This window comes from Halanaerobium praevalens DSM 2228 (assembly GCF_000165465.1).
GTDB classification, from domain to species: domain Bacteria; phylum Bacillota; class Halanaerobiia; order Halanaerobiales; family Halanaerobiaceae; genus Halanaerobium; species Halanaerobium praevalens.
In genome coordinates this window covers 1,960,308-1,984,349 of sequence record NC_017455.1, presented here as the reverse complement: position 1 = coordinate 1,984,349, position 24,042 = coordinate 1,960,308, and the positions used below count along the sequence as shown (strand labels likewise).

Here is a 24,042-nt window from a genome sequence, read left to right as displayed (position 1 = left end):
TACTGAACGATAAATTTAATATTTGTTAAGGAGGTGATAGAATGAATAATTTTAAAATATTAATTTCTATTATTTTAATACTCAGTTTTTTAGTTTTACCTCTGCTCTCAACTTCTGTTTTAGCAAGTTCTGATATTTTAGGATCTATTTTAAAAACAGTTGGAATCGGAGTTGTAGTTGATCAGTTTGCTGGCCCAATTAATGATTTTATTAATACGATGACTTTAAATAAAGGAGTTGCGGTTCAAGAAGAAACTAAAGTTGTGCCAATTGTAACTGTGGGTTCTAATTCTTATGCGGGAGCTGTTCAGGTTTCAGGTCCGAAGGAAAAAATAAAAAAGGTAAAAGCAGTTGCTCAAATTGAGGGAGATTTTAAGGATGGAGATTTTAGAATTAAAGCTTTAATTCCAATTAATACTACTAATCCAATGAATATCCAGAACATAGATAGAATAGAAGGTGTTGGAATAACTGCTTTAGTTGATATTAATATTTAATATGATAAAATAAATATAGAATTTATATTTGGGCTAAAGCTGGTTTAGTTTAAATTATCAAAAAATAATTGGAGGTATTAATTTAATTATGAAAAGCAAAATTTTAGTTTTATTTTTAGCAGCGTTTTTAGTGATTGGACTTTCTTCTGCCTCAATGGCTCAAGTTCCAGGTTATTGGGACATTAAAGGAGCTATTGATTTTGGTGGAGAAATTGATATTGATGGTGCTAGTGATGAAGATGTTGATAGTGGTTTTACTTTAGTTGGCGAATATAAGGTTCCTTATACTAGTCAGTGGACTTTAGGAGCTGGAATGAGATATCAATTAGATAGAGAAACAGATGATACTAAAAAAGATTTTAACTTTATTCCTTTTTATGGTTTAGCTCAGTATAATATGCAAAATAGCCCTTATTATTTACTTGGTCACTTAGGTTATAATACTTTTGATATTGATACTTATAGTGATGAATCAGGTGGAATGTATTATGCTGTTGGTGCAGGTATGGACTTAGCTTCTAATATGAGTGCTGAAGTTATGTATTCAGTTAACAATGGTGAAGCAGAAGTTAAAGGTACTGATCAAGATGTAGAATATTCTAAGCTAACCGTTTCTTTAGGTTACCAGTTTTAATTAATCACAATTAAAAAGAGTTTAAGGCCAGCTTTTACTCAAAAATAATTAGAATCAGCTCAGCTTTTTAAGCTGGGCTTTTCTTTCTTTTATTTAAATTTTAATTAAAATATGATACAATTTAAAAGAAAGTAAATAATAGTAAAAGAGGGATAAGTTGTGGCAGATCGCAAGCAAGAAATCATTGAGGCAGGTATTGAAATCTTTGCAGCAAAAGGCTATTATAACACTCATATTTCAGATATAGTTGAAGTAGTTGGGATTGCTAAGGGGACTTTTTATTTATATTTTAATAGTAAAAAAGATCTTTTTATAACTCTAATAAAAAGATTTGAAACTATATTTTCAGCTCTATTTGATTCTGAAATGTTAAATTATGCAGATCAAGATCTAAAATCAGTTTTTATTCAAATTTTGAAGAAAGTTTTTAATTTATACAAAAATAATGAAAATCTTTCTATAATTATTTTAAGGGAAGCAGTTGCTGTTAATCATAAATTTAGTCATGAATTTAGAGCAATGGAAGCAAAGCGGCTGCAGAGGCTTAAAAATCTCTATCAATTTTTAGTAGCTGGAAATTATCTGAGCTCAGAGATTGATTTTGATTATTTTGCTTGTGTGTTTTTAGGGATTATGGAAGTGTAGTAATGCGCAGGCTGCTTTTGACTGACAAAAGTTTTGATGTAGAAGAAGCAGCAGCTAAAATTAGTTGTTATTTAGAAAAAGCAGTAAAAAAATAAATTTAAATTAATTTGGAGGGGTAAAAAATGAAGGAAAAATTTAATGCTTTAGAAGTTATGGAAATGGCTAAAGATATTGAAAAAAGAGGAAAAAAGTTTTATTTAAAACATGCTGAGGCTACAGAAAATAGAGATTTAAGAGAATTATTTAAAAAATTAGCTGCAGATGAGCAGGATCATTATGATAAATTTGTAGAGTTAACTAAAGAATTAAAAGATGGTGAAGATGATGCAGATTATCTTTATGAAGAAGATGTAAGTGCTTATTTTAGCTATTTAGTCGAATATTCAGTTTTCCCTAAAGAAGATAGTGCAGAATCAGTGGAAGCTTTAAATGATGTAGAAAAAGCTTTAAAACTTGCAATTCAAGCTGAAAAAGATTCTATCTTATTTTATAAAGAAATGTGTGAGAATAATGAAGGTAAAACTTTAGATGCAGTTGACAAATTAATTGAGCAAGAAAAAGATCACTTAAGAGCTTTAGGTAAGTATATCCAAGAATATGGACGCAAGTAAACATTATATTTATATAGTAGAATGTAAAGATGGAACTTTTTATACAGGTTATACTACTAATGTTAAGCGGAGAGTAGAAGAACATAATTCAGGTGTAGGGGCAAAGTATACCCGAGGTCGCTATCCTGTTAAATTGAGACACCAAGAAGTTTTTAGTTCTCGCAGTCAAGCTCAAAAAAGAGAGTATCAGATTAAACAGCTCCCCCGAGAGAAAAAGGAGGAGCTATTTAATTAAAATTCACCTAAAAAGCGGGGTTCAACTTTAAGTTGGATTCCGCTTTTTTTATATACTTCTTTTTTTACTTTATTAATTAAGTTGACTATGTCTTCTGCAGTTGCATTACCCTTATTAACGATAAAACCGGCGTGTTTAGTTGAAACTTGAGCTCCACCTATTTGATAACCTTTAAGCTCTGCCTGCTCAATTAGGGGGCCAGTATAGTTATTAGGTGGCCTTTTGAAAATACTACCAGCACTTGGAAGTTCCATTGGCTGTTTAGTCCATCTTTTTTGGTGTAGTTCTTCCATTTTAGCAGTTATTTGTTCTTGAGCAGTTATTTCTAATTTAATTTCTAAGCTGACTGCTATAAGTTTCTGGCTTTGTTTTTGCAAAAGACTATTTCTATAGCTAAGTTCTAAATCTTTTTTAGTTAAAGTTTCTATTTCCCCTTTTTTATTGATTAAATTAGCTTTTTTAATTATATCTTTTATTTCCCCACCATAGGCACCAGCATTCATATAGAGGGCACCACCTAAAGTACCAGGAATCCCAGCTGCAAATTCAAAACCACCTAAATTATTTTGACAAGCAATATCTGCTAACTCTGATAATTTAATTCCAGTTTGAGCAGTGATTAAATTTTCTTTAACCTGAAATTTATTTAGTTGACCAGTATAAATAATAATCCCGCGATAGCCTTTGTCTGAAATAATTAAATTACTTCCTTTACCCAGAATAAAGTAGGGGAGCTGAGATTTATAGATTACTGGCATTATTTTTTGTAAAGAAGCAATGTTTTTAGGAGTTAGAAAGAGATCAGCTGGCCCTCCGACTTTAAAACTGCAGTAATCGGCAAGTTTTACCTTTGTTTCTACTTGAAGTGAGTTTATATTTTTTAGTTTTTTTGTTAAACTATTTATATGAGCTTGATAATTCATCTTAGTTAATATCTCCTTTATCTTAAATAATTAGCTTTGAGAATTAAATCTACATTTAATATAATATGCTAAAATACATAGAAAATCAATGGGCAAATCTATTTTGCCAAGCTGGAGGGAATTTAAATGAAATATAAGGAAATTAAAATTACTAGTATAGATAGTCGCCCTGATCAGGTAAGGACTGATTTTTCTGAAAAAAGAATAGATAGTCTTGCCAAGTCAATTGCAGAAGTTGGACAGTTACAGCCAATTGTTGTGCAGAAAAAATCAGATCGTTATTTACTAATTGCTGGAGAAAGAAGGTTAAGGGCTGTTAAAAAAGATAAGAAAGAAAAAATAGCTGCTGTAATTTTAGAAGAAGAAGTTTCCCCAGAAAAATTTAGACAAATTCAGCTAATAGAAAATTTGCAGAGGCAGGATTTAAACCCATTAGAAAGAGCAATTTCTATTAATAAATTCATTGAAGCTAATGATTTGACTAAAAAAGAAGCAGCTCAGAAATTGGGAGTTGCAAGAACAACTTTAACTCTGTGGCTTAATATTTTAGATATGAAAGAGAAATATCAAAAAGAAGTACTTAAAGCTGATTCTCCTATAACTTTATCACATTTAAGTTTAGCTCATGCCTTGGCTTCCAGGACTGATAATCCAAATAAAGCTAATCAACTTTTAGATGCAGTTATTAAACATAATTTAAGTCGTAAAGAGACTCAAGCAGTAATTGATTTGTTTTATAAATATCTACATTTACCAATGGCAGAAGCAGTTGATGCTGTTTTGCTAAAGAGAGAAAGAATGAAACTGAAAGATTATTGGGCAGAAGATAATAAAAAATATTCTCATAATCTGGCCCGTAAATTATTTCGTTCTTTTAGTAATATTAATGATAATTTAGAAGAATTTATGGAAGAAGAAGGAAAACTGCCAGAGGCAGACCAAGAAGAACTTTTAGATGAGTTTTTATATTTATATCAGATTATGGGAATTTTAATTCCAGAATTAAAAAAAGATTCTTTAGATAACTTATTAAAACAAATTAAAACTAAATAAAAGCAGGTATTTTAATTTAAAGCAAGAATTATATTAATATCCAAAAATGTCTGACGTCTAACGACAACTAATTTAAAATTAAATTAATGAAGGAGTGTAATTTTGAAAAAAAATAAAAGAATAATTTTAATGGTCATGGATAGTGTTGGTTTGGGTGCCTTAGAAGATGCAGCTGATTATGGTGATCAAGGAGCAGCCACTTTACAGCATATAGCAGCTGAAATTGGTGGTCTGAAACTCCCTAATTTAGAGAAGTTAGGATTAGGAAAAATTGAAGAAGTTGAAGGACTTAATGCTGAAATTAAAGCAGAAGGTGCTTATGGTAAAGCAGCTGAAAAATCTAAAGGTAAAGATACTACAACTGGTCACTGGGAAATTGCCGGCTTGATTTCTGAAACTCCATTTCCTACTTATCCAACTGGATTTCCGGCTGAAATTATGGAGCAGTTCCACCAGGCAATAGGGAGAGAATCTTTAGCTAATAAACCTGCTTCTGGCACAGTTATTATCGAAGAATTGGGAGCAGAACATTTAAAAACAGCTAAGCCTATAGTTTATACTTCAGCTGATAGTGTTTTTCAAATAGCTGCTCATGAAGATGTGATTCCAGTTGCAGAACTTTATGATTATTGTAAAAAAGCAAGAGAAATCTTACAGGGAGAACATGCAGTTGCTAGAGTAATTGCCCGTCCATTTGTAGGAGAACCTGGTAATTTTGAGAGAACAGAAAGAAGAAAGGATTTTTCTTTAACTCCACCAGAGCCAACTATTTTAGATCAGCTAAAATCTGCCAATTTAGAAGTTAATGCAGTTGGTAAGATAACTTATATTTTTAATCACAGTGGAATTACCGATTCAGTAACTACTGCTAATAATATGGAAGGGGTAGATCAAACTTTAAATTATTTAGATACAACTAAAAAAGGTTTGATTTTTACTAATTTAGTTGATTTTGATCAAAATTATGGCCATCGCAGAAATGTAGAAGGTTATGCTGAGGCTCTGAAACAATTTGATCAACGCTTACCTGAAATTAAAGCTAAGATGGAAGCAGATGACTTATTAATAATTACTGCTGACCATGGTTGTGACCCTACTTATCAAGGTACTGATCATACTAGAGAATATGTTCCTATTTTAGCTTATGGAAAAAATGTGCCAGCTGATTTTAATTTAGGGATAAGAGCTAGTTTTAGTGATATAGCTGCTTCAATTGCTGATTATTTTGACTTAGATGTTAAAATTGAAGGCCAGAGTTTAAATTTAGTTTAAAAGAAGGTTAATTTTGGGAAAAGCAGAATATATTAAATAAGATCAAAAAATATAAGGGGGCTTAACAAAAATGACAGTGCGAGAGTTTGCTCAAAAATACAAATTAGAAATAGTTGCCGGAAATAATTTAGAATTAGAAATTGAGGGTGCTTATTTTGGAGATGATCCGCATGATGTCATGAAAATGGCTCAAAAAGGTAATCTTTGGCTGACTACTTTAGATGATTTAGTTGCTTTAGGAGTTGCACTTTTGGCAGATATTTCAGCTGTTATTTTAGTTGAAGGACGCAATTATGAACAAGCTGCTGTGAAAAAGGCCTGTGCTAAAGGAGTTAATTTACTTAAATATAATGGCTCAAAATTTGATTTAGCAGGTCAATTTTATCAAGATCTTAAATAAATTTTTCATTAAGGATTTCAATTAATTTTTTAGCAGCTTTTGTTAAAGGAATATTTTTGTTACTTATAACTGCCAGCTTACGAGCTGGTAGTTTCTCTTTAAATTTAACTTCAAATAATTTTTCTTGTTTGAGATTCAAACAATATTCAGGTACAACTGCAATTCCCAAACCGATTTTGGTCATTTCTATTAGCAAATCAACACTTCCTAATTCAACTGCAGCTTCAATTTCTATTCCTAGTTTATTTAAATGTTTTTCTAAAAATTGCTGACTAGTAGTTTTTCTTTCTAAGCTTAAAAAGGGATAGTTTGTTAATTCTTTTAATTTAAGCTTTTTCGTTTTCAATTCTTTAAATTGATCAGCTGCAATGAAAATATCTTTAAAACTAAAAATGGGCTTAATCTGCATTTTATTAGTAATTTTTGAATTAGGTAAATTACTAATAATTAAATCAACTTTATTTTGTTTTAAGAGTTCAATACAGGTGCTTGAAGTCCGATTAGTTATTTGAATCTGGATTTCAGGATAAAGCTGATGAAATTTTTTGAGATAAGGAAGTAAGTAATCTTTAGCAATTGTATCATTAGCCCCAATATGAATTTCTCCTCTTTTGAGATCATTAATTTCTCTTAAACTTTTTTCTCCGTTTTCAATTAAATTAAAGGCTGGTTCAATATGTTTTAAAAGTAAGCTGCCTGCTTGAGTTAATTCTACATTTTTAGTACTGCGAATAAATAATTTAGTTTTTAATTCTTTTTCCAGATTTTTAATATTTTGGCTAACTGCAGATTGAGAAATAAATAGTTTTTCTGCTGCCTTAGAAAAACTTAAATTACTAGCTACTTGATAAAACACTTTGTATAATTCAAAGTTTAAAAGCATTTATTAGCTCTCCTTATTTAAAGTATTAGTAATATTAATTTTACTTCTTAAGTGTATCATTCTATAATTAAATTGCAAGCTATTTTTTAGCTATAAAATTTAATTTTAAACAAGAAAATATACCAAAAAAGGGGCGCTTAAAATGGGAGCTCAGATCAGGCGGATTTTTGTTGAAAAAAAAGAAGGCTTTGCTGTTGAGGCAGAAGAGATTTTTTCTGATTTTAAAGAAAGTTTAGGACTTGATAATTTAAGCTCTTTACGGATTTTAAATCGCTATGACCTAACAAATATTTCAGAGTCAGCTTATGAGGAAGCTTGTAAAAGAATTTTAGCAGAGCTGCCAGTTGATTTAATTTATCAAGAAGAAATAAGAGTTAAAGCTGAAGCAGAAATTTTTGCAGTTGAATATTTACCTGGACAGTATGATCAAAGGGCTGATTGGGCTGAACAATGTATTCAGATTTTAAATGAAGAGCAAAAACCGACTGTGAGGGTGGCCCAAGTTTTTATTTTAGAGGGTGATTTAACTAAAAAAGATATAGAGAAAATAAAAGATTATTATATAAATCCAATTGATTCACGAGAAGCAGAACTTAAAAAACCAGAAACTTTAAGCAGAAAACACCAAAAACCAGCAAAAGTAGAAACTGTAGCTGAGTTTATTGAAGCAGAAACTGAGCAGCTAGCTGCTATTAGAACTGAAATGAGATTGGCTATGAACTTGGCTGATTTAAAACACTGTCAAAGATATTTTAAAAATGAAGAAAAGAGAAATCCAACAATTACTGAACTGAGAGTTTTAGATACTTATTGGTCTGATCACTGTCGGCATACAACTTTTTTAACAAAAATTGAAAAAGTGGACATAGAAGCAGATAAATTTACAGAGGCCATAGAAAATGCTTATCAAGAGTATTTAAAGGGGCGCCAAAAAATTTATCAAAATCAAAAAAAAGATATTTGTTTGATGGATATTGCTCTTTTAGGAATGAAAGAATTGAGAGCTTTAGGTAAGTTAGATGATTTAGAAATTTCAAATGAAGTTAATGCAGCCAGTATAGAAATTAATGTTGATGTTGATGGTCAAGAGCAAGCTTGGCTTTTAATGTTTAAAAATGAAACTCATAATCATCCTACAGAAATCGAGCCTTTTGGTGGAGCAGCAACTTGTTTAGGAGGGGCTATTCGGGATCCTCTTTCTGGCCGTGCTTATGTTTATCAAGCGATGCGTATTTCTGGAGCAGCAGATCCTCGTACTCCAATTGAGGCTACTTTAGCTGGCAAATTACCACAAAAAAAAATAGTGCAGGAGGCTGCTAATGGTTATAGTTCTTATGGAAATCAGATTGGCCTAGCAACTGGGATGGTTAGAGAACTATATCACCAGCGTTTTTTGGCAAAACATCTAGAATTAGGAGCTGTGGTTGCAGCTGCTCCTAAAGAAAATGTGTTTAGAGGAGAAGCTCTACCAACAGATAAAGTAATTCTTTTAGGTGGTAAAACTGGCCGTGATGGTTGTGGAGGAGCTACTGGTTCATCTAAAGTCCATAATGAAGATTCTATAGAAGCAAGTAGTGCTGAAGTGCAAAAGGGAAATGCTCCAACTGAAAGAAAAATTCAACGCTTATTTAGAAAACCAAAAGTAACTAAAAAAATTAAAGTTTGTAATGACTTTGGAGCAGGTGGAGTTGCAGTTGCAATCGGAGAACTAGCAGCTGCTTTAGAAATTAATTTAGATGCTGTACCTAAAAAATATGAAGGTTTAAATGGAACAGAATTAGCAATTTCTGAATCTCAGGAAAGAATGGCAGTAGTTGTTGAAGCAGATGCAGTAAATGAGTTTATCAAATTAGCAGCAGCAGAAAACTTAGAAGCAACTGTAGTAGCTGAAGTCAAAGCAAATAACCGTTTAATTATGAAGTGGCAGGGAGAAAAAATTGTTGATTTAAGCCGTGATTTTTTAGCTACAAATGGAGCCAGTCAAAAAACAAAAATAAAAGTCTGTTCTCCAAAAGCAGAAAAAAACTATTTTAAAACTGCAGCAGTTAAGAGGCTTCAGGGAAAGCAAACTTTAAAAACTAAATGGCTGCAGAATCTGGCAGATATCAATATAGCAAGTCAAAAAGGATTAGTTGAAAAATTTGATAGTTCTATTGGAGCTGGTAGTGTAACAATGCCTTTTGGGGGTAAATATCAGTTAACTCCAACTCAGGCAATGACTGCTAAAATACCCTTAGTTCAAGGCCAAACAAAGACTGGAACTATTATGAGCTATGGTTATGACCCGAACTTAGCCTGTTGGAGCCCTTTTCATGGAGCTTTATATGCAGTTATTGAGTCAGTTGCTAAAATTGTAGCTGTTGGTGGCGATTATTCTAAAATTAGACTTAGTTTACAAGAATATTTTGAAAAACTGGGCCAAGAAGCTGAACGCTGGGGTAAACCTTTTAGTGCCTTATTAGGAGCTTATAAAGCTCAAAAAGAGTTTGGGATTCCTGCAATTGGTGGTAAAGATAGTATGTCAGGAACTTTTAAAGAACTTGATGTACCACCAACCTTAGTTTCTTTTGCTGTAGATACAGTTGATGTCAATAATGTTATTTCACCTGAATTTAAAGCAGCAGCTAATAAATTGATTTATTTACCTGTTAAAAGAGATCAAGCTGAAATTCCAAATATAGAAAAGCTGCAGCAAAATTATAGTAGAGTTGAAAAATTAATTGCAGCTAAAAAAATAAAATCTGCAGCTGCTATTACAGTAGGTGGTTTAGCAGCTGCAATTAGCAAAATGAGTTTTGGTAATCAGATTGGAGTAGAAATTACTGCCAATTTAAAGCAAGAAGAGTTGTTTTCTCCTGAATATGGTGCTTTAATTTTGGAATTAGCTGGTACAGAAAAAGCAAAAGAACTATTTTCTGGCTTGGATTATCAAATTTTGGGGAAAACAATTAAGCCAGAAGTGATTAAGATTAAGCAGCTTGAAATTCCACTTAGTCAGGCTTTAAAACATTGGCAAGAACCTTTAGAAAAAATATATAAAACTGAAGCCTTAGACTCTAAAAAAAATACTCAGCCCTTGAAAACTCAAAAAAAAGAATTACTTAAATTAGAAAGTTCCAAAGCAGAAAAAATATATAAAGCCAAAATTAAAATTGCTAAACCAAAAGTCTTAATACCTGTCTTTCCTGGTACAAACTGTGAATATGATACAGCACGTCAGTTTAGAGAAGCTGGAGCTGAGGTTGAAACTTTTATTTTCAAAAATTTAAAAGCAACTTTAGTTGAAAAGTCGATTATTAAAATGGCAGCTTTAATTAAGGAAGCTCAAATTGTAGCTATTCCTGGTGGGTTTAGTGCTGGAGATGAGCCTGATGGTTCAGCTAAATTTATTGCAGCTGTTTTTAGAAATCCTCAAATTAAACAAGCTGTTAAAGAACATTTAAAACAAAGAGATGGTTTAATGCTGGGAATTTGTAATGGTTTTCAGGCTTTAGTCCAATTAGGTCTTTTACCTACTGGTGAAATTAAAGATTTAACTAAAGATTCCCCAACTTTAACTTATAATAAGATTGGAAGACATGTTTCTCAGATGGTAAAGACCAAAATTATTTCAAATAAATCTCCCTGGCTTAGTAACTTAAAAGTAGGAGATATCCACACCATTCCAGTTTCACATGGAGAAGGCCGTTTTGTAGCTCAACCTGAGCTGATTAAGAAATTAGAAGAACAGGGCCAAATTATTGCTCAATATGTTGATTTAGCTGGAGAACCAACAAAGCAAAGGCCTTTTAACCCTAATGGATCAGCAGCAGCTATAGAAGCTATTTGCAGTCCTGATGGTAGAATTTTGGGTAAAATGGGACATTCAGAAAGAATAGGAAAAAATGTGGCTAAAAATATTAGTGGTCTCAAAAATCAAGGTATTTTTCAGGCTGGAGTAGATTATTTTAGGAAATAAATATTTAGCTTTTCCAATTAAAGTCTTTATTTTTAATTAAGCTATCTAACTCTATTATTAATTCATATTTTCTTCATATTTATAATTTATGCTATAATTAAAGTTAAGGTTTAGACTTAGAATATAAATTAGGGGTGAAGAAATTATGTTTAGATTTGGTCATATGGGAAGATTTGGTCATATGGGAAGATTTGGTCATATGGGTTTTAATGGCTTTTTTGGAGGAGGAGCTTTTATGATGATTTTTTGGTTTATTTTATTAGCTGTGGTTATCTATTTTATTGTACAAAAAAATAATGAAAATAAAGAGCCTCATCAAAGAAATAATTATAGTTCTCAAAAAAATGATTTTAAAATTGAGCCCCAAGATAGTGCAGAAGAAATAGCGCGTCAGCGTTATGCTCAAGGTGAAATTACTAAAGCAGAATTTGAAGAAATAATTGAGAATTTAAGAAAATAATAATTGAAACAAAAGAGGAAAACTGAGCTTAAATTGCTCCAGTTTTTCTCTTTTTTGGTTAAAAGAAATTAAATTAAAGACAAAATTGACTTGAAGTCAAAAAAATAGTATAATTAATTTAATATTTTAAAAAATTAAAAGCAAAGCTAATAATTTGCTGAATAACCTCAAAGTCTGCTATAATAAACTTTGTTGGATAGAAAATAAAATTTGAGGTGAAATTAATGAGAACGGTTGGAACAGAAGTAAGAGGAATAAGAGCTCCGATAGTTAAAGAAGGAGATCAGTTAGTTGAAATTGTTGTTGAATCTCTAAAAGAAGCCATTAAACAAGAGTCAATTAAGCTGAGAGATAAAGATGTTGTTGGAATCACAGAATCTCTAGTAGCTAGAGCCCAAGGAAATTATGTTAATTTAGATCAAATAGCTGCTGCTATTAATGATACTTTTAGTGGTGATTCGATTGGTATTGTTTTTCCCATTTTAAGTCGTAATAGGTTTTCAATGATTTTAAAAGGTATTGCTCGCAGTGGTAAGAAAATTTATTTACAGTTAAGTTATCCTAATGATGAAGTAGGGAATCCACTTTTAGATGCTAAAAAAATATATGAACTTGGAATTGATCCTTATCAATATGTAATTGAAGAAGCAGAATATAAGCAAAAATTTGCAGACTTTAAGCATCCTTTTACAGGTGTTAATTATGTTGAATTATACCAAGAAATAGCTGCAGAAACTGAAATTGAAATTATAGCAGCAAATCAGCCAGAGACAATTTTAGATTATACAGATCAAGTAATTGCAGCTGATATTCATAGTCGAGAAAGAACTAAGACTATTTTAAAAGAAAATGGTGCTCAAAAGGTAATTAGTTTAGATCAAATATGTAATCAAGCAGAAAATAAAGGCTATAATCCAGATTATGGACTTTTAGGTTCAAATAAAGCTTCAGCTGAAAGTTTAAAACTTTTTCCTAGAGATGGCCAGCAATTTGTAGAAGCAGTACAAGCAGAAATTAAGGCTTTTAGTGGTCAGGAAGTAGAAGTCATGATTTATGGTGATGGTGCTTTTAAAGATCCAGCAGCTAAAATTTGGGAACTTGCTGATCCAGTTGTTTCCCCAGCTTATACTCAAGGTTTGGCTGGAACTCCAAATGAGATTAAATTAAAGTACATAGCTGATAATGAACTTAAAGATTTAGCAGGAAGTGAACTTTTAACAGCTATGAAAGCTGAAATTAGAGATAAAGAAGCAGATTTAACTGCTAATCTTAAAGCTCAAGGAACTACTCCTAGACAGTTGACAGATTTATTAGGTAGTTTGTGTGATTTAGTTAGTGGTAGTGGTGATAAAGGTACTCCAATAATTTTAATCCAGGGATATTTTGATAATTTGGCTGATGAATAAATTATTTTAAATTATTTAAGAATGAAGGAGAAAAAAATATGGAAGAAAAAATTGCAATTGTGACTGATAGTACTTCTGATTTGACTCAAAGTGATTTAAAGGCAAATGGAATAGAGTCTATTCCTTTAAAAGTTATTTATAATGAACAACAATTTCACGATCGGGTTGATATAACTCCTGCAGAAGTTTATCAAAGTTTTGAAGATGAGATTCCTACTACTTCAATGCCCTCTCCCCAGGAAATTATGGATGTTTATAATAATTTAAAAGCAGCAGGATATACTCATATTATTTCTATCCATATTTCTAGTGGTTTATCAGCTACTTATAGTAATTGTATGATGGTTGCTGAGCAAATAGAGGGGATAGAAGTTGCAGTGGTAGATTCGAAGATGTTATCTAAGGGTTTAGGAAGACTTGTACTTTATGCAAATTCTTTGGTTAAAGAAACAGAGTTGAATTTTGCAGAAATTGTTAATAAAATTGAAGCCAAAAAAGAAAAAATTGAAGTATTTTTTGTTGTCAAAACGCTTAAGTATCTTAAAAAAGGTGGTAGAATCGGTAAAGTATCAGGAACAATTGCTGAGCTTTTAAATATTAAACCGATAATTGCTATTGATGCTGAAGGTGAGTATTTTACTTTTGACAAAATTCGAGGTCGAAAACGTTCTTTAAAAAAGATGTATTCGATTATTAAAGATAAAATGACAGAAGGAAAAGAATATGTTGTAGATGTAATGAATGCAGCTGCTGAGGAAGAAGCTCAGACTCTGTTAGCTAAGTTTAAAAAATTAACACAAATTAAGGAAACTTATTTTAGTGAAATTAGTCCAGTTATGGTAGTCCATACTGGCCCAGGTTTAATCGGTGTTGTTTTAACAGAGATTGATCAATAGAGTATCAAGACTATTTTAACTAAGAGTTAAAAAGTATCCCCTTCTAGTAAGCAGATTATAGAATACAAATCTGTTTATTAGTAAGGGGATTTTTGGCTAAAAAGCAGGAATTTTTCTTTCTATACTTAAATTATTTAGTATTAAGCTTAAAAAATTTAGGGTTTTAAATTAAAGGAGTAAATAAATGATTAAAAAGATACATATTTTAGGGCCTTCAGGTTCTGGAACTACAACTATTGCCCATCAATTAAGTCAAGAATATGATTTGGCCCATTTTGATGCAGATGATTATTTTTGGAAAAAAACTGAACCACCTTATCAAAATTTACGTTCTATTGCAGCTAGACAAACTATGTTAAAAAAAGATCTTGCAAATAAATCAGCTTGGATAATTAGTGGCTCATTTTGTGGTTGGGGAGATATTTTTAAGGATCAATTTGATCTAGTAATTTATCTGTGGTCACCAATTAATACTAGGTTAAAACGTTTAAAAAGTAGAGAGCGTAAGCGCTTTGGAAGTGCTGTTTTACCAGGTGGTAAAATGTTTAGGCGGCATCAGCAATTTTTAGATTCAGCTGCCAGGTATGATTATGATCAGAGCGAAGTAAGAAATAAAAGAAGTCACCAAGAATGGATGCAGAGTTTAAATTGTCCTGTTTTAAAAATTGAAGGAGAAAAATCAATAAAAGAGACAGTTGAAATAATAAAAAGTAAAATAAATGAGCTGGTCAAGGAGGATTAAAGGATTATTAAGAGTTTAAATAGAATCAGAAAAAGATAATCTCAGTTGACTTGTAGTCAGTTTTTTGCTATCCTTAATTATGTTAGTGAAAATAAACTAATAATCAAAATAGACATTAAGCTTTTTTAAGGAGGAAAATAATGTCAGCAGAAGACAAGAAAAAAATATTGGAAAATAAAAAAGAAAAAATTCGTCAGGGTGGCGGTCAAGCTAGAATAAAAAAACAGCATGCTAAAAACAAAAAAACTGCTAGAGAGCGGATTGAATATTTATTAGATGATAATACTTTTAATGAACTAAATATGTTTGTAGAAAATCGCAGCACTTCTTTAGGTATGGACGAAAAAGAAGCACCTGGAGAAGGTGTTGTTGTTGGCTATGGAACTATTGCAGATCGTTTAGTTTATGTTTATGCTCAAGATTTTACAGTAATGGGTGGTTCAGTTGGGGAAGCTCATGCAAATAAGATTTCTGAGGTTATGGATTTGGCAATTCAAAATGGTGCTCCAATAATTGGCCTTAATGATTCTGGAGGAGCTAGAATTAATGAAGGCATAGATTCACTTAATGGTTATGGAGAAATTTTTTATAGAAATACTAAAGCATCTGGAGTTGTGCCTCAAATAACAGCTATTTTAGGTCCTTGTGCAGGTGGAGCAGTTTATTCACCAGCAATTACAGACTTTATTTTTATGGTTGATAAAACTTCTAAAATGTTTATTACAGGGCCAAATGTAATTAAATCTGTAACAGGAGAAAAAGTTTCAGCTGAAGAATTAGGAGGAGCTCAGACTCATAATAAAATTAGTGGAGTTGCTCATTTTATGGAGCCAAGTGAAGAGTCAGCCTTAGATAATATTAGAAAGTTATTAACTTACATACCAAATAATTATAAAGAAGAAGCAGCTCGGATTGAGACTGATGATCATGGTGGCCGTAGAACTGCAGAATTAAAAGAAATTGTAGAAGAAAATCCTCAAAAAGCTTATGATGTGCGTGATGTAATCGATGTTTTAGCAGATCAAGATAGTTTTATGGAAGTTCAACCTTATTTTGCTCAAAATGCTGTAATTGGTTTTGCCCGTTTAAATGGGAGAAGTGTTGGAATTATAGCTAACCAACCTCAGCATTTAGCAGGCTGTTTAAATATAGATGCTTCTACTAAAATAGCTCGTTTTATTCGTTTTTTAGATAGTTTTAATATCCCAATTGTTTCTTTAGTTGATGTTCCTGGATATATGCCTGGAACTGAACAGGAATATGGAGGAGTAATTAGGCATGGGGCTAAAGTGCTTTATGCTTATTCAGAGGCTACAGTGCCTAAAATAACTCTCATTATGCGCAAAGCTTATGGGGGAGCATATATTGCAATGGGTAGTCGTTCAGTTAGAGCTGATTTAGTTTATGCTTGGCCGATAGCTGAAATTGCTGTTATGGGACCTGAAGGAGCAGCTAATATTATTTACAGAAAAGAAATTGCTGCTGCTAATGAGCCTGAAAAATTAAGGCAGTCTAAAATTGATGATTATAAAGAAAACTTTGCTAACCCTTATATTGCAGCTAAAAGAGGAATGGTTAATGATGTAATTAAAATGGAAGCAACTAGAGCTAAATTGATTAATGGTTTAGAAATGATGGTTAATAAGCGAGAAAACAAGCAAGATAAAAAACATGGTAATATTCCTTTATAAAATATTTTTAAATTCTGTAGAACTAAGTTTGAAGCTCTAATTAGAAAAACAGTTAAAAATATTAATAAATAGGTTAAAAATAAAGGGGAATTAAAGAGAAATTATGAAAAAAAATAAAAAAGAAAATTTAAAAGTAAAAAAAGATAAGCCAAAAATTTCTGCTAAGAAAGCAGCAATAATTAGTGCTGCTTTATCAGAAGTACTTAAAGGGCAGCAAAATTATAAGATAATTTCTATTCAAAAAATTAATCCACTTTGGAAAAGATAGGAGCTGAAAATAAAATGAAAAAATTTAGAGTTGAAATTGATGGAGAAGAATTTATGGTTAAAATTGAAGAGTTAAAAGCTGAGGCTGAGGTAGAGGAGAAACAAGAAGCCAAAAAGTCTAAAACTGAAAAAGAGCCAGTAAAACTTGAGAAAAAAACTGTTTCTAAATCCGAAACTAAAACTACTAAAGAAAAAATAGATCCTGCTGATTTAGGTCAAGAACATATAGTTGCTCCGATGCCTGGTAGTATTTTAGAAATAAAAGTTAGTGAAGGTGATACTGTAAATCAGGGTGATATTTTAGTTGTTTTAGAGGCAATGAAAATGGAAAATGAAATTACCGCAACTCAGGCTGGCACTGTAGAAGAAATTAAAGTGCAAGTTGGAGACAGTGTTGATGCTAATCAGATATTAGTTTTAGTTAAATAAAAATTATTACAGTTAATAATAAAAATCATTAAAACTCTGTCTTAGAGGCAGGGTTTTTATCTTTTATAAAGAATTATTAGTTTAAGGGTTATTAATTAACGATTTTAATAATTAATAGGGGGATAAAAATGATTAAAAATAAAAAACTAAGGAAGCTAAAGTCTGAGTTAAATAATATTACAGAAGAAATAGTTTTAGAAATGTTAGAAAAATTACTCAAAAGAGAAGAATTTGATAATATTTGTAAAGATCAAGAATGTCTTTTAGATATGGCGACTTATGCTTTAAACCGCTTACCTGCTAAGTATGTAGCTACTTTTAGAGGTGAAGCTTTTTCTAAAGCAGATGAACTCGAACAACAGCATTCTGTAGATGTTTTAGCAATAGTTACTCAGGCAATTAAAGTTGTAGCTGCAAATGAACATCATGCTGAACATAAGAGTGAACACCAGAATCAAGAACAGAGTTAAAAGAATTAAATTAATTTAGGAGAGATGACTATGTTTGAGCAGCCTTTTTTTAAGTTTAGTTATAAAATAATTATGATACTTTTGATCATTTTGTTATTAGGACAAATACCATATTTTATAACTCCTCTAACTTCAGTTTTAAGTTTTATTTTATTACCTTTATTATTTAGTTCTTTTCTCTATTATTTAATGCGACCTTTAGTTAGATTTTTAGAACCAATAGTCAAAAATAAAAGTTTATCAATTATTATTTCATTTTTGGTGATAGTTGCTATTTTAACTATTGTTTTTTATTTTGGAGGTAGTATTATTTATAATCAGGGTAAAGAATTAAGTCAGAACTTAAGTGGTAGTTATAGCTATCTGTATAATTATATTTTAGAGATAATTGAAAGTATAAAACAATATATAGATTTAGATAATTCATTTTTAGAAGAATTACAAATTCAAGAAAAATTATTTTCTTATCTTAATAATTTAGCTCAAAAAATATCTAACTATAATTATATGGGAATTTTTAGTTCAATTACTAATTTTGGTTTAATAATCTTACTAATTCCTTTTATTTTGTTTTATTTACTTAAAGATGACCAAAAATTATTTAATAACATTTTGCATATTATTCCTGAAAATAAAAAAGAAGAATTTGAAGAAGTGGCTAGTGAAATTGATCAATTACTTTCAACTTTTATAAGTTCTCAAGTTGTAGTTGCTTTTTTTCTTGGTTTAGTTATGTTTTTTGGATTTTTAATTATTCAGCTTCCTAATGCAGCTGTACTTGCTTTTATTGCTATGATTACTTCTTTAATTCCAATCATTGGTCCCTTTTTTGGTAGTTTGCCAGCTATTTTTGTAGCAGCTACAAATAGTTTATTTTTATTTATTGGAGTAGCTTTAATTATTTTAATTGCTCAATATTTGGAAGGGAATTTAATTAGACCTCTTGTTCAGGGAAGAAGATTAGAGATTCATCCTTTGGTAGTTTTATTTGTAGTTTTATCAGGAGTTTATTTATTTGGTTTTATTGGAGCTTTAACTTCTGTACCTTTATATGTAGTTTTAAGGCTGCTTTTTTTGAAAAAGTATATAGCTAAATAATAATTAAAACTTTAAGTTTAGGTTTTAGGTTTTTTTAACTAAAACCTTTTTTATTTGCAATTAAAATAGTAAAATTTTCAAATTAAGTTAAATATAAATTAAGCAATATTTAGTTTAAAAAAGATTCTTGTTAAATAAATTACTTTTTCAGCTAAAAACTTGACTAAAGTTGAGTAATGTTGTAGGATATAAATAACAGAATGCGGTGTAAATAACTTTAACAAAGGAGATGACATAGATTATGGACAAAAAATTATTAAAAATTTCTGGTTTAGAATCCAGAGTTGAAGAGGAAGAAATTTTAAATGGAATTAATTTAGAAGTTAATAAGGGTGAGCTGCATGTTATAATGGGGCCAAATGGAGCTGGTAAATCTACTTTAGCTAATGTTTTAATGGGCCATCCAGAACATCAAATTACTAAAGGTGAAATTGAATTTGAAGGTGAAAAAATTAATGATTTAGCAGTAGATAAAAGAGCTAAAAAAGGTATTTTCTTATCATTCCAGTATCCGCAAGAAATACCAGGTGTCACTGTAGAAAATTTTTTGAGAACTGCAAAAACTGCAACAACAGGTGAACAGCAAAGTATTTTTGATTTTAAATTTCTGTTAGAGGAAAAAATGGATTTATTAAATATTGATCAGTCATATGCAGACCGTTATTTAAATAAAGGTTTTTCTGGAGGAGAAAAAAAGAAAAACGAAATCTTGCAAATGGCAGTTTTAGAACCTAAGTTAGCTATTTTAGATGAAACTGATTCTGGTTTAGATGTTGATGCAACTAAAACAGTTGCTGAGGGAATTAAAAAACTTGCTTCTGCAGATAATGCAATGATTATAATTACTCATCATAACCAAATTTTAGACTATCTAAAACCAGATTTTGTTCATGTTTTAGTTGATGGTAAAATTGCTAAATCTGGAGATATGTCTTTAGCTGAAAAAATTGAAAAAGAAGGTTATGCAGAATATAAAGAACAAATTTTAAATGAAAGTAACTGTTAGAAAAAGTTTAGTGAATGAATTTTTTCTTGGGGGATTTAAAAAATTATTATAATTTTAAGTTTTAGATAACAGGGAGGTTTTTAGATGAGTGAAAGAACAGAAGTTAAAGATATTGATCGCAGTTTACATGATCAAAAAAATAAAGAAAAACATCGGTATCAGGCTGCTAAAGGTTTAACTCCAGCAGTTATAAAAGAGATTTCGAAAGAAAAAGATGAGCCTGAATGGATGTTAGATTTTAGACTTAAGTCACTTGCAATTTATAAAGAAAAAGAAGTACCTACTTGGGGAGCAGATATTTCTGATTTAGATATGGATAACATTATTACCTATGTAAGGCCTGATGCTGATCTACAAGATAATTGGGATCAGGTACCAAAAGAAATTAAAGATACTTTTGATGCTTTAGGAATTCCTGAAGCGGAAAAAGAATCATTAGCTGGAGTTGGTGCTCAATATGATTCTGAAGTTGTTTATCACAATCTAAAAGAAGAAATGGTTGAGCAAGGTGTAATCTATATGGATATGGAAAGTGCAGTAAAAAAGCATGAAGACTTAGTTAAAGAACATTTCATGAAATTAATTACACCAAATGATCATAAATTTTCGGCTTTACATGGTGCTGTTTGGTCAGGTGGATCTTTTGTTTATATTCCTGCAGGAGTAGATGTTGATATCCCACTCCAGTCATATTTTAGACAGAATGCTCCAGGTTCAGGCCAGTTTGAGCATACCCTAATTATTTTAGAAGAAGGAGCAAATGCCCATTTTATTGAAGGTTGTTCTGCTCCTAAATATTCAGTTAATAATTTACATGCAGGAGCTGTTGAATTATTTGTAAATAAAAAGGCTAAATTACGCTATAGTACAATAGAAAATTGGTCTCGTAATATGTATAATTTAAATACCAAAAGAGCCTTAGTTGAAGAAGATGGAGTAATTGAATGGGTTTCTGGTTCATTTGGCTCTAAAGTTTCAATGTTATATCCAATGAGTATTTTAAAAGGAGCTAGAGCTAGAGCTGAGTTTACAGGTGTTACTTTTGCAGCTGAAGGTCAGTATCTTGATACAGGAGCTCAAGTTATTCATGCTGCTCCTAATACTACTTCTACAGTTAACTCGCGTTCAATTGCTAAAGATGGTGGCCATGCTTATTATCGAGGACTCTTAAAAGCGACTGAGAATGCTCAGGGTGCAAAAGCATCTGTTTCTTGTGAGTCTTTAATGTTAGATAATCAGTCTAAATCTGATACTTTACCAATTATGAAATTAGAGACTGATGATATTGATATTGGTCATGAAGCAAAAGTTGGTAGAATTAGTGAAGAGGCAATTTTCTATCTCATGAGTAGAGGTATTAGTGAAGAAGAAGCAAAAGCAATGATCGTTCGCGGCTTTGTAGAACCAATTGCCAGTGAATTACCATTAGAATATGCAGTTGAATTAAATAATCTAATTAACCTTGAACTTGAAGGTACTATAGGATAGGTGATATGAAATGTATAATAAAAAATTAGTCGATAAATTAACTACTGGACAATCAAAGTTATTAAGTAAAAAAAGAATAGAAGCTGTAAAAGAATTTGAAAATTTAGAGCAGAACAATTTTAATAGAATTAATTTAAATGACTATGATTTACCCGAGTATAGTCCTTATAATAAAGAATATCTGAAAACTAAAAAGGGTCAGGAAAAATTGATAGTAAAAAAAATGACAGATAACTTAGATAATGAAAAAGAAATTTTGAATTATCTGCAAGAGTTTAAAACAAATAAAGTAGAAAAAGGTAATAAGGGGCTTGGAGCTAAATATATGCATTTAGCAGATGCCTTTTATAATACAGGACTTTTTATTAAAGTACCAAAAAATTCAGATTTTAAATTACCTCTAGAAATATTTTATGAATTAGACAAAGCAAATCCTTTTTTAATTGATAATAATTTCATTGTAGCTGAAGAGAATTCTAATTTAACAATTGTAATTGATTATAGAATGCAAGCTAAAAAATTAGAGGCTTTTCATAATGGATTAACAAGGGTAATTGTTAAGGATAATGCTGTTTTAAATATTATTAAAGTCCAAAGATTTAATGATCAGAGTTATAATTTTGACAGTAATTTTTCAATCATCTCAAATCAAGGAAAATTAAATTGGATTCCACTTGAATTAGGTGCTAAAAACTCAATTACAAATAATGAAAATATTTTAGCAGCTGAGGGCAGTGAGGCTAGTATTAGCTCAGTTTACTTTGGTGATGGTCAGCGGAAGCTTGATCTTGGCTTTAAAATGAATCATCAGGGTCGCTATAGTAAGAGCGAGATTGAAAGCAAGGGTGTTTTAAAAGATACAGCCCAAAAAGTATTTAGAGGAGATCTTTATTTCCAAAAAGGTGCAAGCCAGGCTAAGGGTTCAGAAAAAGAAGAGGTTTTACTTTTAAATAAAACTGTTGATTCAGATTCTATCCCTGCTCTATTTTCAGAAGAAGATAATGTAGAAGGGGAACATGCTGTAAGTGCAGGTCAAATTGATGAACAACAATTATTTTATTTAATGAGCAGAGGGATGACTAAAGCAGAAGCTAAACAGCTAATGGTTGAAGCAGCTTTTAATCCTATTTTTGCTAAAATACCGCTTAATGACCTCAAAGGAAGTGTTATTAATGATGTCAAAAAAAGAATCCACAGCTAAAACTAAAAGTTTTGGAGCTCAATATAAAACTGATTTTCCCATTTTAGACCAGGAATTTGATGGTGAAAAATTAGTTTATTTTGATAATGCTGCAACAACTCAAAAGCCTAATTCTGTTTTAGATGCTGTAGATAATTATAATCGGACCATAAATGCTAATCCTCATCGGGGAGCTCATACTTTGAGTGTCAAAGCAACTCAAGCTTATGAAAAAGCCAGAGAAACAGTAAAAGATTTTATAAATGCTGAAAAGGCAGAAGAAATTATTTTTACCAGAAATACAACTGAGTCTTTAAATTTATTAGCAAATAGTTTGGAGGATTTAGTCAGTGAAGGTGATGAAATTCTAATTTCACTTTTAGAACATCACAGTAATATTTTACCCTGGCAGCAATTAGCAGAAAAGAAAAATTTGAAATTAAAATATTTATACCCAGATGAAAATTATAGAATTTCTCTAGCAGAGTTAAAGTCTAAGTTGAGTGAGAAAACTAAGATTTTTAGTATTTCTCAAATGTCAAATGTTAGTGGAACTATAAATCCAGTTAAAGAAATGGCAGAATTAGCCCATCAAAAGGGTGCTTTAGTTGTTGTTGATGGTGCTCAAGGTGCTCCTCATATCAAAACTGATGTTCAAGATTTGGATGCAGATTTTTATGCTTTTTCTGGCCATAAAATGTTAGGACCAATGGGAATTGGAGTTTTATATGGAAAAAAAGAAATTTTAGAAAAATTACCTCCCTTTCTCAAAGGTGGAGGCATGATAGAATATGTTAAAGAACAAAGTTCAACTTATGCTCCCTTGCCTGAAAAATTTGAAGCAGGAACTCCTAATGTTGAAGGTGCAATTGGTTTGGAAGCAGCTATTAAATATTTAGAAAAAGTGGGCCTTGATCAAATTAAAAAACATGAGTTAGATTTAACAGCTTATGCCCTTGAAAAAATGAAGAAACTTGATTATGTTGAAATAGCTGGCCCTCTTGATTTAGAAGCTAGAGGTGGTATTATTTCTTTTAATATTAAAGATATTCACTCACATGATTTGGCTACTATAGTTGATAGTGCAGGAATTGCTATTCGCTCAGGTCACCATTGTGCTCAACCTTTAATGAAATTTTATCAGCTTAATTCTACAGGTCGGATTAGTTTTTATCTTTATAATACCAAAGAAGAAATTGATCGTTTTCTAGCATCCCTAGAAAAAGTAAGGGAGGTTTTTGGATATGGATCTTAACTCTGTTTATACTGAATTAATAATGGAGCATAATAAAAATAGTAGGAATAAGCATGCCTTAGAAAACCCTGATTTGAGTGAACATGGACACAATCCAAGTTGTGGAGATGATATTACTTTAGAATTAAAGTTGGAAGAGGGAATAATCAAAGAAGCTGCTTTTACAGGTAGTGGTTGTGCTATTTCTCAGGCTTCAACTTCAATTATGATTGATTTAATTAAAAATAAATCTGTTGCAGAAGCTTTAGATTTAGTAGAAACTTTTATAGCTATGATCAAAAAAGATATAACTGAACAAAAAGAATTAAGAAAACTAAAAGATGCAATGGCTTTAAAAAATATTTCTAATATGCCCGCTCGTGTTAAATGTGCTGTTTTATCTTGGCATACATTAAAAGAAGCCTTGAATAAGTAAATTTAAGAATTTATCTTCTAAAACTTCACCAAAAGGTGAAGTTTTTACTTTACATAAGTAAGTATTGTTTATATACTAATGATAATGAGTCTCAAACATAAATTTAATTTATTTAATAGAATTTATTT

General features: G+C 30.9%; 25 protein-coding genes. 23 read left to right on the top strand and 2 right to left on the bottom strand.

The window, feature by feature from the left end; all coding sequences use genetic code 11:
* The first annotated feature begins 41 nt into the window (after window positions 1–41).
* The 5 genes from HPRAE_RS09335 to HPRAE_RS09315 all read left to right on the top strand — a co-directional run bounded on the left by HPRAE_RS09335 (window position 42) and on the right by HPRAE_RS09315 (window position 2,622).
* Complete coding sequence (locus HPRAE_RS09335) at window positions 42–497, top strand: hypothetical protein (protein ID WP_014553957.1); 456 nt, start codon at window positions 42–44, stop codon at window positions 495–497.
* Window positions 498–585: 88 nt separating this feature from the next.
* On the top strand, window positions 586–1,131 hold the full coding sequence (locus HPRAE_RS09330; protein ID WP_014553956.1) for an outer membrane beta-barrel protein: 546 nt from the start codon (window positions 586–588) through the stop codon (window positions 1,129–1,131).
* Window positions 1,132–1,290: 159 nt separating this feature from the next.
* Window positions 1,291–1,776: a TetR/AcrR family transcriptional regulator gene (locus tag HPRAE_RS09325; protein WP_014553955.1), complete on the top strand. Its 486-nt coding sequence runs from the start codon at window positions 1,291–1,293 to the stop codon at window positions 1,774–1,776.
* A 122-nt stretch (window positions 1,777–1,898) separates the two neighbouring features.
* Window positions 1,899–2,387 (top strand): ferritin-like domain-containing protein, encoded by a 489-nt coding sequence (locus HPRAE_RS09320; RefSeq protein WP_014553954.1) that lies wholly within the window; start codon window positions 1,899–1,901, stop codon window positions 2,385–2,387.
* A complete protein-coding gene (locus HPRAE_RS09315) occupies window positions 2,374–2,622 on the top strand; it encodes a GIY-YIG nuclease family protein (RefSeq protein WP_014553953.1) in 249 nt (82 codons plus the stop codon). The genes HPRAE_RS09320 and HPRAE_RS09315 overlap by 14 nt, the downstream gene beginning before the upstream one ends.
* Here the strand turns inward: HPRAE_RS09315 and murB are convergent.
* On the bottom strand, window positions 2,619–3,545 hold the full coding sequence (gene murB / locus HPRAE_RS09310; protein WP_014553952.1) for a UDP-N-acetylmuramate dehydrogenase: 927 nt from the start codon (window positions 3,543–3,545) through the stop codon (window positions 2,619–2,621). The two genes, HPRAE_RS09315 and murB, sit on opposite strands and share 4 nt — an antisense overlap.
* 126 nt (window positions 3,546–3,671) lie before the next feature.
* Between murB and HPRAE_RS09305 the strand changes: the two genes are divergently transcribed.
* The 3 genes from HPRAE_RS09305 (at window position 3,672) to HPRAE_RS09295 (ending at window position 6,270) form a co-directional block, all read left to right on the top strand.
* On the top strand, window positions 3,672–4,598 hold the full coding sequence (locus tag HPRAE_RS09305) for a ParB/RepB/Spo0J family partition protein (protein ID WP_014553951.1): 927 nt from the start codon (window positions 3,672–3,674) through the stop codon (window positions 4,596–4,598).
* A gap of 102 nt (window positions 4,599–4,700) precedes the next feature.
* Window positions 4,701–5,870: a phosphopentomutase gene (locus HPRAE_RS09300; RefSeq protein ID WP_014553950.1), complete on the top strand. Its 1,170-nt coding sequence runs from the start codon at window positions 4,701–4,703 to the stop codon at window positions 5,868–5,870.
* Window positions 5,871–5,940: 70 nt separating this feature from the next.
* Window positions 5,941–6,270, top strand: a complete 330-nt coding sequence (locus HPRAE_RS09295; protein WP_014553949.1) for a DRTGG domain-containing protein — start codon at window positions 5,941–5,943, stop codon at window positions 6,268–6,270.
* Here HPRAE_RS09295 and HPRAE_RS09290 read toward each other — a convergent pair.
* Window positions 6,263–7,153: a LysR family transcriptional regulator gene (locus HPRAE_RS09290; RefSeq protein ID WP_014553948.1), complete on the bottom strand. Its 891-nt coding sequence runs from the start codon at window positions 7,151–7,153 to the stop codon at window positions 6,263–6,265. The genes HPRAE_RS09295 and HPRAE_RS09290 overlap by 8 nt on opposite strands.
* Window positions 7,154–7,295: 142 nt before the next feature.
* Here HPRAE_RS09290 and HPRAE_RS09285 point away from each other — a divergent pair, with 142 nt between their 5' ends.
* The 15 genes from HPRAE_RS09285 to sufU all read left to right on the top strand — a co-directional run bounded on the left by HPRAE_RS09285 (window position 7,296) and on the right by sufU (window position 23,914).
* Window positions 7,296–11,111 (top strand): phosphoribosylformylglycinamidine synthase, encoded by a 3,816-nt coding sequence (locus tag HPRAE_RS09285; protein ID WP_014553947.1) that lies wholly within the window; start codon window positions 7,296–7,298, stop codon window positions 11,109–11,111.
* 145 nt (window positions 11,112–11,256) lie between these two features.
* Window positions 11,257–11,571 carry an SHOCT domain-containing protein gene (locus HPRAE_RS09280; protein WP_014553946.1) on the top strand — a complete coding sequence of 105 codons (315 nt, stop codon included), beginning with the start codon at window positions 11,257–11,259 and terminating at the stop codon, window positions 11,569–11,571.
* 224 nt (window positions 11,572–11,795) lie between these two features.
* Window positions 11,796–12,977: a coenzyme F420-0:L-glutamate ligase gene (locus HPRAE_RS09275; RefSeq protein WP_014553945.1), complete on the top strand. Its 1,182-nt coding sequence runs from the start codon at window positions 11,796–11,798 to the stop codon at window positions 12,975–12,977.
* A 38-nt stretch (window positions 12,978–13,015) separates the two neighbouring features.
* The gene (locus HPRAE_RS09270; RefSeq protein WP_014553944.1) at window positions 13,016–13,873 is read left to right on the top strand and encodes a DegV family protein; all 858 of its coding nucleotides are present in this window, start codon (window positions 13,016–13,018) and stop codon (window positions 13,871–13,873) included.
* A gap of 184 nt (window positions 13,874–14,057) precedes the next feature.
* The gene (locus HPRAE_RS09265; RefSeq protein ID WP_014553943.1) at window positions 14,058–14,615 is read left to right on the top strand and encodes an AAA family ATPase; all 558 of its coding nucleotides are present in this window, start codon (window positions 14,058–14,060) and stop codon (window positions 14,613–14,615) included.
* 140 nt (window positions 14,616–14,755) lie between these two features.
* Window positions 14,756–16,306: an acyl-CoA carboxylase subunit beta gene (locus tag HPRAE_RS09260; RefSeq protein WP_014553942.1), complete on the top strand. Its 1,551-nt coding sequence runs from the start codon at window positions 14,756–14,758 to the stop codon at window positions 16,304–16,306.
* A 103-nt stretch (window positions 16,307–16,409) separates the two neighbouring features.
* Complete coding sequence (locus HPRAE_RS11215) at window positions 16,410–16,574, top strand: hypothetical protein (RefSeq protein WP_014553941.1); 165 nt, start codon at window positions 16,410–16,412, stop codon at window positions 16,572–16,574.
* 14 nt (window positions 16,575–16,588) lie between these two features.
* On the top strand, window positions 16,589–17,002 hold the full coding sequence (locus tag HPRAE_RS09255) for a biotin/lipoyl-containing protein (RefSeq protein WP_014553940.1): 414 nt from the start codon (window positions 16,589–16,591) through the stop codon (window positions 17,000–17,002).
* A gap of 128 nt (window positions 17,003–17,130) precedes the next feature.
* Window positions 17,131–17,472, top strand: coding sequence for a late competence development ComFB family protein (locus HPRAE_RS09250; RefSeq protein ID WP_014553939.1), 342 nt, complete (start codon window positions 17,131–17,133; stop codon window positions 17,470–17,472).
* Window positions 17,473–17,502: 30 nt separating this feature from the next.
* A complete protein-coding gene (locus HPRAE_RS09245) occupies window positions 17,503–18,570 on the top strand; it encodes an AI-2E family transporter (RefSeq protein ID WP_014553938.1) in 1,068 nt (355 codons plus the stop codon).
* Between the two features lie 241 nt (window positions 18,571–18,811).
* Complete coding sequence (gene sufC, locus HPRAE_RS09240) at window positions 18,812–19,576, top strand: Fe-S cluster assembly ATPase SufC (protein ID WP_014553937.1); 765 nt, start codon at window positions 18,812–18,814, stop codon at window positions 19,574–19,576.
* An 84-nt stretch (window positions 19,577–19,660) separates the two neighbouring features.
* Entirely contained in the window at window positions 19,661–21,064 is a 1,404-nt protein-coding gene (gene sufB / locus HPRAE_RS09235; protein ID WP_014553936.1) for a Fe-S cluster assembly protein SufB, read from the top strand.
* Between the two features lie 10 nt (window positions 21,065–21,074).
* On the top strand, window positions 21,075–22,265 hold the full coding sequence (sufD, locus tag HPRAE_RS09230; RefSeq protein WP_014553935.1) for a Fe-S cluster assembly protein SufD: 1,191 nt from the start codon (window positions 21,075–21,077) through the stop codon (window positions 22,263–22,265).
* Window positions 22,237–23,499, top strand: a complete 1,263-nt coding sequence (locus HPRAE_RS09225) for a cysteine desulfurase (protein ID WP_014553934.1) — start codon at window positions 22,237–22,239, stop codon at window positions 23,497–23,499. The genes sufD and HPRAE_RS09225 overlap by 29 nt, the downstream gene beginning before the upstream one ends.
* Complete coding sequence (gene sufU, locus HPRAE_RS09220) at window positions 23,489–23,914, top strand: Fe-S cluster assembly sulfur transfer protein SufU (RefSeq protein ID WP_014553933.1); 426 nt, start codon at window positions 23,489–23,491, stop codon at window positions 23,912–23,914. Before HPRAE_RS09225 ends, sufU begins: the two co-directional genes overlap by 11 nt.
* The last annotated feature ends 128 nt before the right edge of the window (window positions 23,915–24,042 follow it).

Coding starts and splice junctions, on each gene's coding strand:
- HPRAE_RS09260 (WP_014553942.1), top strand. CDS start 14,756: ATGTCAGCAGAAGACAAGAAAAAAATATTGGAAAATAAAAAAGAAAAA.
- HPRAE_RS09335 (WP_014553957.1), top strand. CDS start 42: ATGAATAATTTTAAAATATTAATTTCTATTATTTTAATACTCAGTTTT.
- HPRAE_RS09320 (WP_014553954.1), top strand. CDS start 1,899: ATGAAGGAAAAATTTAATGCTTTAGAAGTTATGGAAATGGCTAAAGAT.
- sufC (WP_014553937.1), top strand. CDS start 18,812: ATGGACAAAAAATTATTAAAAATTTCTGGTTTAGAATCCAGAGTTGAA.
- murB (WP_014553952.1), bottom strand. CDS start 3,545: ATGAATTATCAAGCTCATATAAATAGTTTAACAAAAAAACTAAAAAAT.
- HPRAE_RS09270 (WP_014553944.1), top strand. CDS start 13,016: ATGGAAGAAAAAATTGCAATTGTGACTGATAGTACTTCTGATTTGACT.
- HPRAE_RS09265 (WP_014553943.1), top strand. CDS start 14,058: ATGATTAAAAAGATACATATTTTAGGGCCTTCAGGTTCTGGAACTACA.
- HPRAE_RS09285 (WP_014553947.1), top strand. CDS start 7,296: ATGGGAGCTCAGATCAGGCGGATTTTTGTTGAAAAAAAAGAAGGCTTT.
- HPRAE_RS09295 (WP_014553949.1), top strand. CDS start 5,941: ATGACAGTGCGAGAGTTTGCTCAAAAATACAAATTAGAAATAGTTGCC.
- sufU (WP_014553933.1), top strand. CDS start 23,489: ATGGATCTTAACTCTGTTTATACTGAATTAATAATGGAGCATAATAAA.
- HPRAE_RS09315 (WP_014553953.1), top strand. CDS start 2,374: ATGGACGCAAGTAAACATTATATTTATATAGTAGAATGTAAAGATGGA.
- sufB (WP_014553936.1), top strand. CDS start 19,661: ATGAGTGAAAGAACAGAAGTTAAAGATATTGATCGCAGTTTACATGAT.
- HPRAE_RS09290 (WP_014553948.1), bottom strand. CDS start 7,153: ATGCTTTTAAACTTTGAATTATACAAAGTGTTTTATCAAGTAGCTAGT.
- HPRAE_RS11215 (WP_014553941.1), top strand. CDS start 16,410: ATGAAAAAAAATAAAAAAGAAAATTTAAAAGTAAAAAAAGATAAGCCA.
- HPRAE_RS09330 (WP_014553956.1), top strand. CDS start 586: ATGAAAAGCAAAATTTTAGTTTTATTTTTAGCAGCGTTTTTAGTGATT.
- HPRAE_RS09305 (WP_014553951.1), top strand. CDS start 3,672: ATGAAATATAAGGAAATTAAAATTACTAGTATAGATAGTCGCCCTGAT.
- HPRAE_RS09275 (WP_014553945.1), top strand. CDS start 11,796: ATGAGAACGGTTGGAACAGAAGTAAGAGGAATAAGAGCTCCGATAGTT.
- HPRAE_RS09255 (WP_014553940.1), top strand. CDS start 16,589: ATGAAAAAATTTAGAGTTGAAATTGATGGAGAAGAATTTATGGTTAAA.
- HPRAE_RS09250 (WP_014553939.1), top strand. CDS start 17,131: ATGATTAAAAATAAAAAACTAAGGAAGCTAAAGTCTGAGTTAAATAAT.
- sufD (WP_014553935.1), top strand. CDS start 21,075: ATGTATAATAAAAAATTAGTCGATAAATTAACTACTGGACAATCAAAG.
- HPRAE_RS09225 (WP_014553934.1), top strand. CDS start 22,237: ATGATGTCAAAAAAAGAATCCACAGCTAAAACTAAAAGTTTTGGAGCT.
- HPRAE_RS09280 (WP_014553946.1), top strand. CDS start 11,257: ATGTTTAGATTTGGTCATATGGGAAGATTTGGTCATATGGGAAGATTT.
- HPRAE_RS09245 (WP_014553938.1), top strand. CDS start 17,503: ATGTTTGAGCAGCCTTTTTTTAAGTTTAGTTATAAAATAATTATGATA.